General features: G+C 70.8%; 11 protein-coding genes. 7 read left to right on the top strand and 4 right to left on the bottom strand.

Annotated features, from left to right (window positions below):
• The first annotated feature begins 46 nt into the window (after nucleotides 1-46).
• Genes HB662_RS16545 through HB662_RS16535 form a run of 3 tightly spaced genes read left to right on the top strand, consistent with a single transcriptional unit; the run spans nucleotide 47 to nucleotide 5,273 of the window.
• Nucleotides 47-1,630 carry a thiamine pyrophosphate-dependent enzyme gene (locus HB662_RS16545; RefSeq protein ID WP_168050940.1) on the top strand — a complete coding sequence of 528 codons (1,584 nt, stop codon included), beginning with the start codon at nucleotides 47-49 and terminating at the stop codon, nucleotides 1,628-1,630.
• The gene (locus HB662_RS16540; protein WP_168050939.1) at nucleotides 1,630-3,219 is read left to right on the top strand and encodes a hydantoinase B/oxoprolinase family protein; all 1,590 of its coding nucleotides are present in this window, start codon (nucleotides 1,630-1,632) and stop codon (nucleotides 3,217-3,219) included. Before HB662_RS16545 ends, HB662_RS16540 begins: the two co-directional genes overlap by 1 nt.
• Nucleotides 3,219-5,273, top strand: a complete 2,055-nt coding sequence (locus HB662_RS16535) for a hydantoinase/oxoprolinase family protein (protein WP_168050938.1) — start codon at nucleotides 3,219-3,221, stop codon at nucleotides 5,271-5,273. Before HB662_RS16540 ends, HB662_RS16535 begins: the two co-directional genes overlap by 1 nt.
• Before the next feature lie 59 nt (nucleotides 5,274-5,332).
• On the opposite strand, the gene HB662_RS16530 is transcribed toward HB662_RS16535, so the two are convergent.
• A complete protein-coding gene (locus HB662_RS16530; RefSeq protein ID WP_168050937.1) occupies nucleotides 5,333-6,241 on the bottom strand; it encodes an aminotransferase class IV in 909 nt (302 codons plus the stop codon).
• 74 nt (nucleotides 6,242-6,315) lie between these two features.
• Between HB662_RS16530 and HB662_RS16525 the strand changes: the two genes are divergently transcribed.
• Nucleotides 6,316-7,404: an alpha/beta fold hydrolase gene (locus HB662_RS16525; protein WP_168050936.1), complete on the top strand. Its 1,089-nt coding sequence runs from the start codon at nucleotides 6,316-6,318 to the stop codon at nucleotides 7,402-7,404.
• Here the strand turns inward: HB662_RS16525 and HB662_RS16520 are convergent, their stop codons facing one another.
• The 3 genes from HB662_RS16520 to HB662_RS16510 all read right to left on the bottom strand — a co-directional run bounded on the left by HB662_RS16520 (nucleotide 7,405) and on the right by HB662_RS16510 (nucleotide 10,350).
• Nucleotides 7,405-8,517, bottom strand: a complete 1,113-nt coding sequence (locus HB662_RS16520) for a hypothetical protein (RefSeq protein ID WP_168050935.1) — start codon at nucleotides 8,515-8,517, stop codon at nucleotides 7,405-7,407. It lies immediately after the preceding gene.
• 175 nt (nucleotides 8,518-8,692) lie between these two features.
• Nucleotides 8,693-9,568 (bottom strand): TauD/TfdA dioxygenase family protein, encoded by an 876-nt coding sequence (locus HB662_RS16515; RefSeq protein WP_168050934.1) that lies wholly within the window; start codon nucleotides 9,566-9,568, stop codon nucleotides 8,693-8,695.
• A 53-nt stretch (nucleotides 9,569-9,621) separates the two neighbouring features.
• Nucleotides 9,622-10,350, bottom strand: a complete 729-nt coding sequence (locus HB662_RS16510) for a GntR family transcriptional regulator (protein ID WP_168050933.1) — start codon at nucleotides 10,348-10,350, stop codon at nucleotides 9,622-9,624.
• A 208-nt stretch (nucleotides 10,351-10,558) separates the two neighbouring features.
• Between HB662_RS16510 and HB662_RS16505 the strand changes: the two genes are divergently transcribed.
• The 3 genes from HB662_RS16505 (at nucleotide 10,559) to HB662_RS16495 (ending at nucleotide 15,438) form a co-directional block, all read left to right on the top strand.
• Nucleotides 10,559-11,662, top strand: coding sequence for an OmpA family protein (locus tag HB662_RS16505; RefSeq protein WP_245185700.1), 1,104 nt, complete (start codon nucleotides 10,559-10,561; stop codon nucleotides 11,660-11,662).
• 141 nt (nucleotides 11,663-11,803) lie between these two features.
• On the top strand, nucleotides 11,804-13,426 hold the full coding sequence (locus tag HB662_RS16500; RefSeq protein ID WP_168050932.1) for a carboxyl transferase domain-containing protein: 1,623 nt from the start codon (nucleotides 11,804-11,806) through the stop codon (nucleotides 13,424-13,426).
• Nucleotides 13,423-15,438: an ATP-binding protein gene (locus tag HB662_RS16495; protein ID WP_168050931.1), complete on the top strand. Its 2,016-nt coding sequence runs from the start codon at nucleotides 13,423-13,425 to the stop codon at nucleotides 15,436-15,438. Before HB662_RS16500 ends, HB662_RS16495 begins: the two co-directional genes overlap by 4 nt.
• The last annotated feature ends 245 nt before the right edge of the window (nucleotides 15,439-15,683 follow it).

Here is a 15,683-nt window from a genome sequence, read left to right as displayed (position 1 = left end):
TGGGAGTATCCAAGTTATGCCGGAAGCGCAGGCGGCAAATCAGACCGTGGCCGAGGCACTGCTCGCGGCCCTGGCGCAGCGCGGCACGCGGCGCATCTGGGGCGTGCCGGGCGGCGGGTCCTCGCTGGACGTGATCGCCGCGGCGCCGCGCTTCGGCATCGAATTCATCCTGGCCCGCCAGGAAGCCAATGCGGCGATGATGGCGCTGGCGGATGCGGAGCTGACCGGCGCGCCGGGCGTGGTGATGACCACCAAGGGCCCGGGCGTGTCCAACGCCGCCAATGGCCTGGCCTGCGCCATGCTGGAACGCGCGCCGCTGCTGCTGCTCGCGGATGGCTTCACGCCGGCGCAGCTCGCCTATGTCACGCACCAGGTCTTCGACCAGCAGGCGGCGACGGCGGCCATCGCCAAGGGCTATGCCCGCGCCGAAGGCGATTCGCCGGCCGAGGAGATCGGCGCGCTGCTGGACCTGGCGCTGGCCGCCCCGCGCGGCGCCGTGCATCTGGACCTGACCGGCCAGGCCGCGCGCCGCATCGCATTGCCCGCTGCGCCGCGCGCCGGGGCGGCGGCTGCCGCGCCGCCGATCGGCGATGCCGCAGCCCTGCTGGCGCAGGCGCGGCGCCCGGTGATCCTGGCCGGAGTCGAAGCCGCGGAGCCCGCCGCCGCGGCGGCGCTGCGCAGCATGGCGGAGGCGCTGGGCTGTCCGGTGCTGGTCACCTACAAGGCGAAGGGCGTGCTGCCGGATGCACATCCGCTTTATGCCGGGCTGTTCACCGGCGGTTCGCTGGAAGCGCCCTGCGTCGGTGCGGCGGACCTCATCATCCAGATCGGGCTGGACCCGGTGGAGCTGATCCTGCAGCCCTGGCGCTACAGCGCACCGATCCTGGATGTGGCCTTGCGGCCGCATCCGGTGCGCTACGCGCAGCCGAAGGCGGCGCTGCATGGCGATCTGGCCGCGAGCCTCGCCGCGCTGCGCCCGCAGCCTTCGGAATGGCGCGACGCGGAGATTGCGACGCTGCGGGCGGATGCGCTGGCGGCGCTGGAATGGAAGGGGCAGGGCGGCGTTTCCCCGCCGGACATCGTGCGACTGGCGCAGCAGGAAGCGCGCGCCGCAGGGCACAGCCCGCGCGCCGCGGTGGATGCCGGGGCGCATATGTTCTCCGCCACCGCCTTCTGGCAATGCGAGCAGCCGCGCGACCTGCTGATCTCGAACGGCCTGGCCTCCATGGGCTTCGCGCTGCCGGCGGCGCTGGCCGCGGCGCTGCATGACCCGGCGCGCGGTGCGATCGCCTTCACCGGGGATGGCGGGCTGATGATGTGCGTCGGCGAATTGGCCACCGCCGCGCAGACGGGCGCGAAGCTGGTGACGGTGGTGTTCAACGACAGCGCCCTGTCGCTGATCGACATCAAGCAGCAGCAGCGGCAACTGGCCCCGGCCGGCGTCGCCTTCACGCCGACGAACTTCGCCCAGGTTGCGGAAGGCTTCGGCGTGCGCGGCTTCCACGCCGACACGCCCGAAACCTACCGCGCGGCCTTGCGCGCCGCCTTCGCGGTGGATGGGCCGAGCCTGGTGGACGTTCAGGTCAACCCCGCGGGCTACCCCGCGCAATTGCAGGCGATGCGCGGCTGATGAGCATTTCCGCCCTTCGCCTCGGCACTGCCTGGGCGCGCATCGCCGGGCTGATGGACGAAGCCGCCGAGGCCTTCGTCCGCACCAGCTTCTCCTCCGTCGTGCGTGATAACTGGGACATGGCGGTCGGGCTGATGGACAGCGCCGGCCGGCAGTTTGCCCAGTCCTCCCGTTCGGTCCCAAGCTTCGTCGGCACCATGCCGGTGACGCTGGCGGCCATGCTGCGGAAGATCCCGGCGGAGCGGCTGGTGGATGGCGATGTGCTGATCTCGAATGACGGCTATCTCGGCACCGGCCATCTGAACGACATCACCATGATCAAGCCGGTGTTCGACGGCGGCCGCATCACCGCCTGGATCGGCAGCACCTTCCACGCCACGGATATCGGCGGCGCCCCCAGCGTGGAGGCGCGCGATTCCTGGGAGGAGGGGCTGACCATCCCCGTCGCCCGCATCCTGCGTGGCGGCGAGGAGAATGAGGACGTCTTCGCCTTCCTCGAAGCCAATCTGCGCCTGCCGGAGGAAGTGCTGGGCGACCTTCGCGCGCAATTCGCCATGTACGACCAGGCCGCACCGCGCCTGCTGCGCATCCTGGCGGAAGAAGGCATCGCGGATGCCGATGCGCTGTCCGCCGAGATCTTTGCCCGGTCCGAACGCGCGATGCGGGAGGCGATCGCGGCCGTGCCGGATGGCGAGGTCTTCGACGAGGTCACCGCCGATGGCTTCGAACACCCCGTCACCATCCGCCTGCGGCTGGAGGTGAAGGGCGACCAGCTGACGCTGGATTTCACCGGCACGGATGCGCAGATCGCGCGGCCGGTGAACTCGCCGCTGAATTTCTCCCGCGCCTATTCCAACTACGCGGTGAAATGCGCCTTCGATCCGACCACGCCGAACAATGATGGCTGCTTCCGCCCGATCACGCTGATCGCGCCGGAAGGGTCCATCGTGAACCCGCGCCGGCCCGCACCGGTCTGGGGGCGGCACCTGACCGGGCACTACCTGCCGATGCTGGTGCTGTCGGCATTGGGAAAACTGATTCCGGATCGCGTGGTCGCGGAATCCGGCAGCCCGCTGTGGAACGTATATTTCACCGGCGAGCACGCCGATGGCCGCCGCTATGTCCGCATGTTCTTCATGAATGGCGGCCACGGCGCGGCCGCCAGCCATGACGGCGCCGCCTGCCTGTCCTTCCCCTCCAACGTCGCGACGCAACCGGTGGAGCAGTTCGAGAATGCCGCGCCCATGCTGATCACGGAGAAATCGCTGATCCCCGGCAGCGGTGGCGATGGCGCGATGCGCGGCGGCCTGGGCCAGCGCCTGGGCTTCCGGGTGATCGGCGACAAGCCCGTCACCGCCACCTACCGCCACGAACGCGTGCAGCACCCGCCGCGCGGGCTGCTCGGCGGCACGGCCGGGCGGGGCGGGCGGGACCTGCTGAACGGCACGCAGGTGGCGGCCAAGGCGCGGTTGGTCCTGCAACCGGGCGACACGCTGGTCTTCGAAACCCCCGGCGGTGGCGGCTTCGGCCCACCCGCGGATCGCCGCGCCGCGGCACGCGACGAAGATGCCGCGGAGGGCTACGTCTGATGCCGCAAAAGCCCTGGCTGATCGGTGTCGACATCGGCGGCACCTTCACGGATTTCGTGCTGCTCGACACGCGCGATGGCCGCCTGCTGAACGGCAAGGTGCTGACCACGCCGCATGCGCCGGAACAGGCGGTGCTCAACGGCATTGCGGGCCTGCTGGCGCAGCATGGCGTGGCACCTGAACAGGTGCGCCACGTCATCCACGGCACCACCCTGGTTGCCAATGCGCTGATCGAGCGCCGCGGCGTGCCCACGGGCTTCCTCACCACCGAAGGCTTCCGCGACGTGCCGGAGATCGGCACGGAACTGCGACACGATACCTACGACCTGTTCATGCGCCGCCCGGACCCGCTGGTGCCGCGCCGCCTCCGCCTCGGCGTGCCCGAACGGCTGCGGGCCGATGGCGCCGTGCTGGTCCCGCTCGATGAGGACGTCGCGCGCGAAAAAATCCGCGCGCTGCGCCATGGTGGCGCGCAGGCGCTGGCCATCTGCCTGCTGCACGCCTTCCTGAACCCCGTGCATGAACAGCGCCTGGCAGAAATCGCACGGCAGGAGGCGCCGGAGCTGACGCTGTGCCTCTCCTCTGACCTCGTGCCGGAAATCGGCGAGTACGAGCGCGGCACCACCACCATCTGCAACGCCTATGTGCAGCCGGTCTTCGAACGCTACCTGGCGCGGCTCGGCGACGGGTTGCGCGGCGCCGGCCTCACCGGCCCGCTGTTCCTGATGCTGTCGGATGGCGGCACGGTGCGGGAGGATGTGGCGGCGCGGAATCCGATCCGCCTCGTACAATCCGGCCCCGCCGGCGGCGTGCAGGCGGCGCGCGTCATTGGCGAGAGCGCCGGTGCCGCCGATATCCTCTGCTTCGACATGGGCGGCACCACGGCCAAGGCGGCGCTGATCGATGATGGCGAGCCGCAGCGCAGCCTGGATTTCGAAGTTTCGCGGGTCGATCGCTTCCGAAAGGGCAGCGGCTTTCCCCTGAAGGTGCCGGTGATCGAGATGATCGAGATCGGCGCCGGTGGCGGCTCCATCGCCCGCGTCGATCGCCTCGGCCTGATCCGCGTCGGCCCCGACAGCGCCAGCAGCGATCCCGGCCCGGCCTGCTACGGCCTCGGCGGCACGCTGCCCACGGTGACGGATGCGGATCTGCTGCTCGGCTACCTGGCGCCGGACAGCTTCCTCGGTGGCGACATGCGGCTGGATGTGGCGGCGGCGGAACGCGCCATCGCCACGCATATCGGCACGCCGCTCGGCCTTTCCGCGCTGGAGGCCGCCTGGGCGGTGCATGAGACGGTGAACCAGTCCATGGCGCAGGCCGCCGCCGTGCATGCACTGGAAAAGGCGCGGCGGATCGAGGGCTACACCATGGTCCCGATCGGTGGCGCCGGGCCCGTGCATGCCTGTGCCATCGCCATGAAGCTCGGCCTGCCAAAGCTGGTCTCGCCGCCCGGCGCGGGCGTCGCCTCGGCATTCGGGTTCCTTGCCGCGCCCATCTCCTTCGCGCATCTGCGCGCCATGGTCGCGCCGCTGGCGACGCTGGACCTCGACAGGCTACGTGCCATGCTGGCGGAGATGGAGGCGGAAGGCCGCGCCATGGTGGCGGAGGCCGGTGTCACGGACATCACCATCCGCCGCATCGCCGCCATGCGCTATGCCGGCCAGGGCTACCAGGTGGAGGCGGAGGTCGCCTCGCTGGACCGCGACGCGCTTCGCCAGGCCTTCGAGGCGGAATACCGCCGCCTTTACGGCCGCACCGAACCCGGCCTGCCGGTGGAGACGGTCGGCTGGCGCGTCATCGTCGCCGGCCCGACGCCGAAGCTGGAATTGGCGCGCCCGCGTGACAGCGCCGCGCCATCGCTGAAGGGCACGCGCCCCGCCTGGTTCGGCACCGGCTTCGTGCAGGCCGCGGTGCATGACCGCACCGCGCTGCGGCCCGGCGACACGCTGGCAGGCCCCGCGCTGGTGGAGGAACGCGAGAGCACGCTGGTGCTGCCGCCCGGGTCCCGCGCCACCGTCGATGCGGCGCTGAACCTGGTCGTGGAATTCGGCTAGATCATTTTCAGGCCATGCGGCTTCGCAAGGCGACCCGGAAAATGCGTTGGAAGAATTAGCTAGACCCGCGCGCGCCATTCCGGATGGGCGTTGGTGGTGCCCCGCACCACCGCCTCATACGCCGCCTGCAAACGCTGCGTCACGGCGCCCGGCTTTCCATTGCCCACCGGCAGCCGGTCCACGCTGGTCACCGCCACCAGCTCCTGCCCCGTGCCGCAGAGGAAGACCTCCTCCGCCACATACAGCTCCGTGCGATCCACGTCGCGCTGCTCCACCGGAATGCCGGCCTCCGCCGCCAGCACCAGCACCGTGTCGCGCGTCACGCTTTCCAGGATGTCGCTGGACTTGCCGGGCGTCACCAGCACGCCGTCGCGCAGCAGGAAGATGCAGGCCGATGCGGCCTCGGAGAGCTTGCCGCGCTGGGTCAGCAGCAGCGCGCTGTCATAGCCATCCGCCCGTGCCTGGAGGTTGGCCAGCCGGCTGGCGTGATAGTTCGCCGAGGCCTTGATGCGCGGCGGCATAGCATTGTCGGAAATGCGGGTCCAGGAGGAGACGGTGGCCGCCAGACCGCTCGCGAATTTCGCCGAACGCTCGCGCGGCAGCGCGGCGACCACCCAGCCCACCGGGCCGGTGCTGGCCAGCGTGCCGATGGTCTCGATCTGCGCCTGCAGGCGGATATAGGCGTCCTCATCCGGCGCGTTCAGCCGCACCACCTCCAGCACCGCATCGCGCAGCGTCCCGGTGCTCGGCGGCGCGTCGAAGCGCATCACCTTCATGCCCTGCTGCAGCCGCGCCAGATGCTCATCCAGTCGGAACACGCTGAAGCTGCCGTCGGCCGGGTTGCGGTAGGCGCGCATTCCCTCGAACACCGCCACGCCATAGGCGACGCCGACGGACAGCGGATGCAGTCGCGCCTCCGCGAAGGGCATCGCCGTGCCGTTGTGGATGATGGTGTCGGCGGTCCACATGAAGCTTGTTCCCTCGTGAAGTCCCGGCGAGTGTGCGCGGCGCCATCACCACCGGCAAGACAGCGAGGCACGCCATGACACCACTCGACACGACGCTGCTGCCCGAGGGCCTGCGCACGCGCATCATCCCGGGCGTGAATGGCCTGGCGGTGCATGTGCTGGAGGCGGGCGAGCCCGGCCGGCCGGCGCTGCTGCTGCTGCACGGCTTCCCGGAGCTCGCCTTCTCCTGGCGCAAGGTGATGCCGGCGCTGGCGGCGGCGGGCTACCACGTGATCGCGCCCGATCTGCGCGGTTATGGCCGCACCACCGGCTGGTCGGCCGGCTACGACGAGCCGCTGGCGCCCTTCCTGCCGACCAACATCGTGCGCGACCAGCTCGCCCTGCTGGATGCGCTGGGCATCGCCGCGGTGCATGCCGTGGTCGGTCACGACTACGGATCGCCGATCGCCGCCTGGTGCGCGCTGATCCGCCCGGATGTGTTCCGCCGCGTCGCGTTGATGAGCTCGCCCTTCGCCGGCCCGCCCGCGCGGGCGGCCTCGCAGGATGTGCATGCCGCGCTCGCCGCGCTGGACCCGCCGCGCAAGCACTACCAGTGGTACTATGCCGAACGCGGCGCCGCGGCCGAGATGGACCATCCGCCGCAGGGCCTGCACGCCTTCCTGCGCGCCTACTACCACCACAAGAGCGCCGACTGGCCCGGCAACACGCCCTTCGAACTGTCCGGCTGGACCGCACCGGAGCTGGCGAAGCTGCCCGACTATTATGTGATGCCGCTGAAGGCGACGATGCCCGAGGCCGTCGCCCCCTTCGCGCCGCCGGGCGAGGCGCCGTGGCTGACCGATGCGGAGCTTGCCATCTATGTCGGTGAATACCGGCGCACAGGCTTCGCAGGCGGCCTGCAATCCTATCGCTGCGCCACCGGCGGCGCGAATGCGGCGGAGCTTGCGCTGTTCAGCGGCCTGCGCATCACCGTGCCCGCCACCTTCATCGCCGGCGCCAGCGACTGGGGCATCCATCAATTCCCCGGTGCGCTGGCGAAGATGCAGACGCAGTCCTGCACGGATTTCCGCGGCCTGCACCTGATCCCGGGCGCCGGGCACTGGGTGCAGCAGGAACAGCCGGCGCGCGTCGCCGCGCTGCTGCGGGATTTCCTCGCGGGCTGATCACTCCTCGGCCGACAGCCAGACCTCCAGCGTGCCGGGGCTGGGGCGCGGGGTGAAGCGCGTCAGGTCATGCAGCCGCCAGCCGCCGCCGAGCGCCGCGGCCAGGCGCTGCGCCAGGACCTCGTCCGAGGCGCGGAAGTAGCGCACCTCGCGCATCGGCGGCGTGGCCGGCACCGGGCGGATCTCGACGCTGCCGCCAAACCGCGCCGCGCGGGCCGCGATGGCTGCCGCCGCGGATCCGCTGCCGCCACTGGCGTGGTGCACGAAGACCCGCAGCGCGACGCTGCCTTCCGGCGGCGCTTCGTCGGCCTGCGCGGCCCCGGTCGCGGGCAGCGGCGGTGCCTCGGGCGGCGGCAACGGCAGTGAGGCCGGGCTGGCCTCTGCTGGCATCCCGGTTGGCGCCGCGGCCGGCGCCGCGACCGGCGCCGCGACTGGCGCGCCGCTGGCCGGTGCGGGTGGTTGCACCCGCGCGGGCGCGGCTACGGCGCGTAAGGGTTCAGCCGGCTGCGGCGTCGCCTGTTGCGGCTGCACGGCGGGTGCCGGCGGAGGGGGCGCTGGAGGGGGCGGGGGGCCGAGCCATTGCAGGACCAGCGCGGCCAGGCCGACGCAGCCCAGCAGCCCGCCCCAGAACAGGCGGAGCGGGCCAGCCCGCGCCACCTGGCGCCTCACCACCGGCAGGGCGGGGTAGCGCGGGCGCGCCGGCGGCTCCGGCCGCAGCGCGTGCTGCACCTGGCCGATCCAGTCCTTCCCGGTGCCGTCGTCATCCGGCGGGTCGAGCGCCGGCGCCTCGGCGAAGGCCTGGTCCAGGATGCCGGTCAGGCGCCAGTCATCGCCCGGTCCCAGCACCCGATGGATGATGGGCAGGCCCCCGGTTTCCAGCCCGGCCGATTCCAGGCGCCGGCGCAGCGCGCCGGCAACCTCCCCATGGTTGTCCGGCGCCAGATCCAGCAGCGCGATCCCATGCGCCGGATGCGCCAGGATGAGCGGCCCGTCCAGCGATGGCCGTCCAGCCGCCGGCGCCTGGCGAAGGGTCTGCCAGCCGAGGTCGCGCAGGCTGTCGATCAGGGATTGCCGGGTTGGGGCCGGCAGCGTGTCGGACGGAAAGGTCTGCAAGGGTCCTGTTCGTGCTTTCGCTCGGCGGGGCAGGGTCTCCGCCCTGCCTTTGAGCGAATTCACGCGATGCGACCAGATGCCTCCGCCGCTCTCCTGCATCTGTGACCGGGCGGCTTGCGGCCTGGTTCGGTGTGGCGCATCCAGACGCAACCGCGCTGCATGGAGCGCAGTTGGTTCAGGCCGCCTGCTCCAGCGTCGGCGCCGAATCCATCAGCGTCACCCGCCGCATGTCGCGCTTGAAGCGCGTGTCCTCGAAGGGGCGGGCGCGGTGCATGGTGCAGCGATTGTCCCACAGCACCAGGTCATGCGTGCGCCACTGGTGGGCGTAGACGAATTCGCGCTGCGTCGCGTGCTCCGTCAGGTCGCGCAGCAGCGCCATCGCCTCCGGCACCTCCATCCCGTGGATGCGGCCGATATGGGAGGACAGGTAAAGCGACAGCCGACCGGAGCCGGGGTGCCGGCGCACCAGGCGCTGCGGCACCGGGGCGAATTTCAGCCGCTCCTCCGGTGTGAATTCGCCGAAGCCGAGCATGGCGCGGGAGAAGATCAGCGAATGATCCGCCACCAGCTCCCGCAGCCGGTCCTGCTCGGCCTGCGGCAGCGCGTCCCAGGCGGCGCGCATGTCGGCGAATTCGGTGTTGCCGCCGGTGGGCGGCACGCTGCGGGCGTGCAGCATGGAATGCTTCGCCGGCACGCGCTTGAAGCTGCTGTCGCTGTGCCACAGCCGGTTGCCCAGGTTGAACATGCGGCGCCGGTCATCGGCGGCCAGCAGCCTTCCCTGCTCGTCGAGGTTCGAGATGTCGTTCATCTGGGCGTGGCGCAGGCGGCGCTTATGGGCATCCACCGTCGCCGTTTCCTGCTCCAGCGGTCCGAGCGCGGCGCCGAAGGCCATCTGCTGGTCGTCGTCCAGGTCCTGGTCGCGGAACACCAGCACGGCGTAGCGATCCGCCGCCGCCTCCACCGCCGCGACCTGCGCCGGGGCGAGGGGTTGGCGCAGGTCGAGCCCGGCGATCTCGGCCACGAAATCCACGCCGATCGGTGTCACCTTCATGGCCGTTCTCCCTGTTGTGGCGGAACTGGCATGCCAGTCCTGTTCCAGTGATTTTATGCGATCGTTCCCTCATCCGGGTCAAGCGCCGGGGCGCTGCGGCGGGCGAAGCGGATCATGTGGCCGATCAGCCGGTCCGAGGCTTCGGCGGCGGCCTGTTCCTGGCCTTCGGCGACGGCAATGGCGACGGCGGCATGCAGCCCGGCGGTTTCCGCCAATTCATCCTCCGCGCGGTGGTGATGGAACCAGAATCGTCGCGCCACCGCGTGCAGGCTGGCGACGGCGGCCGCGGCGACCGGATTGCGCGCCGCCTGCGCAAGCGCCTGGTTGAGCTGGCCATCCTGCCGCAGGAAGGCGCGGAGGTCGCCGGCCTCGGCGGCGGCGGCCATCTCCCGGGCGAGGGTGGCCAGGGCGGCGCGCTCGGCGGGGCGGGCGCGGCGGGCGGCGGCGCGGGCGATCATCCGGTCCAGCTCCCGCCGGGTTTCCAGCACATGCAGCTGGTGGTGCAGGTCCACGCCCGTCACCACCACGCCGCGACGTGGCAGCACCTGGACCAGGTGTTCGCGTGCCAGGCGCTGCAGCGCTTCCCTGACCGGGGTGGTGCCGATGCCGAGGAGCCGGCCGAGGATGGCCTCCGACACCACGCTGCCGGGGGCGAGCTCCAGGGTGACGATCATCTCCTCGAGTCGAGCATAGGCTTCCTCGGTCAGGGTGGGCGCGGCCCAGGCGGAGCCGGGCTGCAAGGGGCCAGAAGGGGGAGAGAGGGGCGATTCGGGGCGGGTCATGCGTGGCGCACAGTACCATGCGGGGGATGCCAAGCGGCTGTGGCGCCAGTGAGTGTTGCTCTGTGGCAACAGATCCCCCCTGGTTGCAGCAGCAGCTTCATCTGGCACTCGCTCGCGCTGCGGTTGCAGGGTAGATGAGGCATCGACAAGGGTGTCCGGTTCCTTCCGGCCCGCCGCTTCCCCGTAGATCGGGGATCAAGGAGCTACAATGATGCGAGTTCGGAACGCCCTCCTGGCCGCAACCTTCCTGGCCCTGCCTCTCGCCGCGCAGGCGCAGCCCATCAGCGGCCTCTACATCGGCGCCGGCGCCGGTGTGAACCTGCTGCAGGAATCCGATTTGAGCGTTACGGGCCCGGCCGCGGTCGGCGCGACCCGCGCCCAGCGCAACGGGACGGTCGAGTTCAACTACGGCTATGTCGGCGCCATCAGCCTCGGCTACGGCTTCGGCAACGGCGTCCGCGTGGAGCTCGAGGGCTCCTACCGCGAGAACGAAGTCGACAGCATCAACGGCTTCGCGACCAGCCCGATCCGCGCCGACGGCAAGGCCCGTTCCTACGGCGTGATGGCCAATGCCCTGTACGATATCGACCTCGGCCCGGGCTCCTTCCTGACCCCGTATGTCGGCGTCGGCGCCGGCTACCAGTGGCATGAGTATGACAGCGTCCGCGCCCGCGCCGCCAACGGCGCCACGCTGGCGACGATCGACGGTGAAGACGGCCAGTTCGCCTATCAGGCGATCGTCGGCGCTGCCTTCCCGATCGCGGCCGTTCCCGGCCTGGCCGTCACCACCGAATACCGCTTCATGGGCACGCTGCAGCCGAACCTCGACGTTCGCGGCGGCGCTTCCACCACGGCGCGCGGTTCGACGGATGTGGACAACTACAACCACAGCCTGATGATCGGCCTGCGCTACGCCTTCGGCGTGACGCCGCCGCCGCCCGTCGTTGCCCCGGCCCCGGCGCCGGCCGCCGCCCCGGCGGTTGCCCGCACCTACCTGGTGTTCTTCGACTTCGACCGCGCCGACCTGACGGACCGCGCTCGCCAGATCATCGGTGAGGCCGCAACCAACAGCCAGAGCGTCGGCTCGACCCGCATCGAGGTCTCCGGCCACGCCGACCGTTCCGGCACGCCGCAGTACAACCAGCGCCTGTCCGAGCGCCGCGCAGCCGCCGTGGCCGCCGAGCTCGAGCGCCGTGGCGTGCCGCGCGCCGCGATGTCGATCCAGGCCTTCGGCGAGAGCCGCCCGCTGGTCCCGACCGCCGACGGCGTGCGCGAGCCGCAGAACCGCCGCGTCGAGATCGTCCTGCGCTGATCGCAGGCTTCTCTCGAAGCCAATCGGAAAAGGGCGCCTTCGGGCGCCCTTTTTTGTTGTCCTCCTGGCTGATTGACGGGACCCCGGCTTGCGTGTCGCAGTAGCGCAAAGCAGGAGGGGCGGCATGACAGGGTTCGGGCGATGCCAGTGATCGTCAGCGCGGCCGATCCGCGCGGCGAAGGCTTCCGCAACAATGCCGCCCGGATGGAGGCGCTGGTCGCCGCGCTGCGGGAGAATGTGGACCGGGTGCGCCTCGGCGGTGGGGAAGTGGCCCGCAAGCGCCATCTGGATCGCGGCAAGTTGCTGCCGCGGGACCGCATCCGCGCCCTGATCGACCCGGCCTCCCCCTTCCTGGAATTTTCCCAGCTTGCCGCGCACGGCATGTATGGCGGGGAGGTACCGGCCGCCGGGATCATCACCGGCATCGGCCGGGTTGCGGGCCGGGAATGCGTGGTCATCGCCAACGACGCCACGGTGAAGGGCGGCACCTACTTCCCCATCACCGTGAAGAAGCACCTGCGGGCACAGGAGATCGCGGAGCAGAACCGGCTGCCCTGCGTCTACCTGGTCGATAGCGGCGGCGCCAACCTGCCGAACCAGGACGAGGTTTTCCCGGACCGCGACCATTTCGGCCGCATCTTCTTCAACCAGGCGCGGATGTCCGCCGCCGGCATCCCGCAGATCGCCGTGGTGATGGGAAGCTGCACCGCCGGCGGCGCCTATGTGCCGGCCATGGCAGACCAGGCCATCATCGTCCGCAACCAGGGCACCATCTTCCTTGCCGGCCCGCCTCTGGTGAAGGCCGCGACCGGGGAGGTGGTGACGGCCGAGGATCTCGGCGGCGCCGACCTGCATAGCCGCACTTCGGGCGTGACGGATCATCTGGCCGAATCGGATGACCATGCGCTGGGCCTGGCGCGGCGCATCGTGGCCGGGCTGAACCGCGCCAAGCCCGCCGGCCATGACGACCCCGCGCCACCCCGCCCGCCGCTGTATCCGCCGGAGGAACTGGGCGGCGTGGTGCCGACCGACTTCGCCGAGGGCTATGACGTGCGGGAGGTGATTGCCCGCATCGTGGACGGCAGCGAATTCGACGAGTTCAAGCCGCTCTATGGCCCGACCCTGGTGACCGGTTTTTGCCGGATTTGGGGCTACCGCGTGGGCATCGTCGCCAATAATGGCGTGCTGTTTTCCGAATCGGCGCAGAAGGGCGCGCATTTCATCGAGCTGTGCGACCAGCGTGGCATCCCGCTGGTCTTCCTGCAGAACATCACCGGCTTCATGGTCGGCCGGAAATACGAATCCGGCGGCATCGCCAAGGACGGCGCCAAGATGGTCACCGCGGTGGCCACGGCCCGGGTGCCGAAATTCACCATCATCATCGGCGGCAGCTTCGGCGCCGGCAACTACGGCATGTGCGGCCGCGCCTATTCGCCGCGCTTCCTGTTCATGTGGCCGAATGCGCGCATCAGCGTCATGGGCGGGCCGCAGGCGGCGGCCGTGATGGCGACGCTGCGGCGCGACGCCATCGAATCCCGCGGCGGCACCTGGTCCGCGGAGGAGGAGGCCGCCTTCAAGGCACCCATCTCGGAGAAATACGAGGAACAGGGCAACCCCGCCTATGCCTCCGCCCGGCTGTGGGATGATGGCGTGATCCCGCCGGAGGATACGCGGCTGGTCCTGGCCCTGGCGCTCTCGGCCGCCCGCAACAACCCGGTGCCTGGCTGGGATGGGGAGGCGCGCTTCGGCGTGTTCCGCCTGTGACGCGGCCATTCACCAGCCTGCTGGTCGCCAATCGCGGCGAGATCGCGGTCCGCATCCTGGCGACCGCGCGCCGCATGGGGCTGCGCGGCATCGCCGTGTTCTCGGACGCCGATGCGGGCGCCGCCCATGTCGCCGCCGCCGATGCCGCCGCCCGGCTTGGCCCGGCGCCGGCGCGGGAGAGCTACCTCAGCATCCCCGCCCTGCTCGCCGCGGCCCGCGCGACGGGGGCGGAGGCGGTGCATCCCGGCTATGGCTTCCTCTCGGAGAATGCGGAGTTCGCGGAGGCGGTGATCGGCGCCGGCCTGGTATGGGTCGGCCCACCGCCGGCGGCGATCCGCGCCATGGGGTCCAAGGCCGCTGCCAAGGCGCTGATGGAAGCCTCCGGCGTGCCCCTGGTGCCCGGCTATCACGGCGAGGATCAGTCGGAGGACCGGCTGCGGGCGGAGGCCGCGCGCATCGGCTTCCCCATCCTGGTCAAGGCCAGCGCCGGTGGTGGCGGCAAGGGCATGAAGGTGGCGGCGAGCGCGGCGGAGCTTGAGGAAGCGCTGACCCTGGCGCGCGGCGAGGCCAAGGCCGCCTTCGGCGACGACCGCCTGCTGCTGGAACGCTTTCTTCCCTCGCCCCGCCATATCGAGATCCAGGTCTTCGGCGACAGCCACGGCGCCATCATCCACCTGCATGAACGCGACTGCTCCATCCAGCGCCGCCACCAGAAGGTGGTGGAGGAAGCGCCTGCGCCGGGCATGACCGCGGCACGCCGGGCGGAAATGGGCGAAGCCGCCTGCGCCGCCGCGCGCGCCATCGGCTATGTCGGCGCCGGCACGGTCGAATTCATTGTCGATGCGGGCTCATCGCCCGACGCGGCGGGCGACTCCTTCCACTTCATGGAGATGAACACCCGCCTGCAGGTGGAACACCCGGTGACGGAGGCGATTACCGGTCTGGACCTGGTGGAATGGCAGCTCCGCATCGCGATGGGGGAGGCGCTGCCGCTGCGGCAGGACCAGGTGCGGCTGGACGGCCACGCCATCGAGATGCGGCTCTATGCGGAGGACCCGGCGCGGGATTTCGCGCCCTCCACCGGGATGCTGCGGCATCTGGACCTGCCCTCGGGGCTCCCCGGCATCAGGGTGGATGCGGGGGTGCGGCAGGGCGATGCCGTCTCCATCCATTACGACCCGATGCTGGCCAAGATCATCGCCCATGGCCCGGACCGCGCCACGGCGCTGCGCCGGCTGGACCGGGCGCTGGCGTCCTCGGCCGTTGCCGGCATCCGCAGCAACCTGCCGCTGCTGCGTGGCATCGCGGCGCATCCGGCCTTTCGGGATGCCGCGCTGGATACCGGCTTCATCGCCCGCCATGCGGAGGAACTGCTCGCCGCGCCCGGCCCGGCACCGCGCGCGGTGCTCGCGGCCGCGCTGCTGCGGCTGCTGCGGGATGCGGTGCGGCCGGACCCGGCGGACCTACATTCGCCCTGGGGCGCGGCCGGCGCCTGGCGGCTGAACGGCGATGGCTACCAGGATTTCGTGCTGCTGGACGGCGCCGCGCGGCTGGCGCTGAGGGCGCATCCCGGCGCGGCGCCACTGCTCGACCTGCCGGATGGGCCGGCGCGGGTGCAGGCGGTGCGCTGGCAGGGCGAGGCGCTGGAGGCGACGCTGGATGGCATGGCGCTGCGCGCGACCGTGCTGCGGGACGGTGCGGCGCTGACCGTGCTGTGCAACGGCGCGACGCAGGAACTGCAACTGCTGGATGCGGGCGCCGCCAGCGGCGCCACGGCCGAGGGTGGCGGCAGGGTCCTGGCCCCGATGCCCGGCCGGGTCCTGCAGCTTCTGGTCGGGGAGGGGCAGGCGGTGGCCCGCGGCGCAGTGCTGCTGGTGATGGAGGCGATGAAGGTGCAGATGCGCATCGCCGCACCCGCGGAGGGTGTGGTGCGGGCGCTGCGCTGTCAGGTGGGCGACCTCGTCGAGGATGGCGCCGAGCTTGCGGTCATCGAGGTCGATCTGGCGACCTGAACCAGATCGCCTGAACGTTCTAAAAATAAGACAATGAGACGACGTTGGCGCTTCCGCCGCGATTTCCGCGGCTGGAATGCGGCGCGGCGTCCGCCATCTGTGGCGATCTGCACCGATTCAACGCACTAACAAACCAGGAAGGTTCCAGCCGCCCATCACCGATCCGTCTAAATAGTAAGATTATCCACACGATTTGGCGAGTTATTCGTTGTCGAAGTGCTAAAAAATGGTATCTAGGTCCCTAA

The sequence above is a fragment of the Falsiroseomonas frigidaquae genome (genome assembly GCF_012163145.1).
GTDB lineage: Bacteria > Pseudomonadota > Alphaproteobacteria > Acetobacterales > Acetobacteraceae > Falsiroseomonas > Falsiroseomonas frigidaquae.
This window is presented reverse-complemented; position numbering and strand designations above follow the sequence as displayed.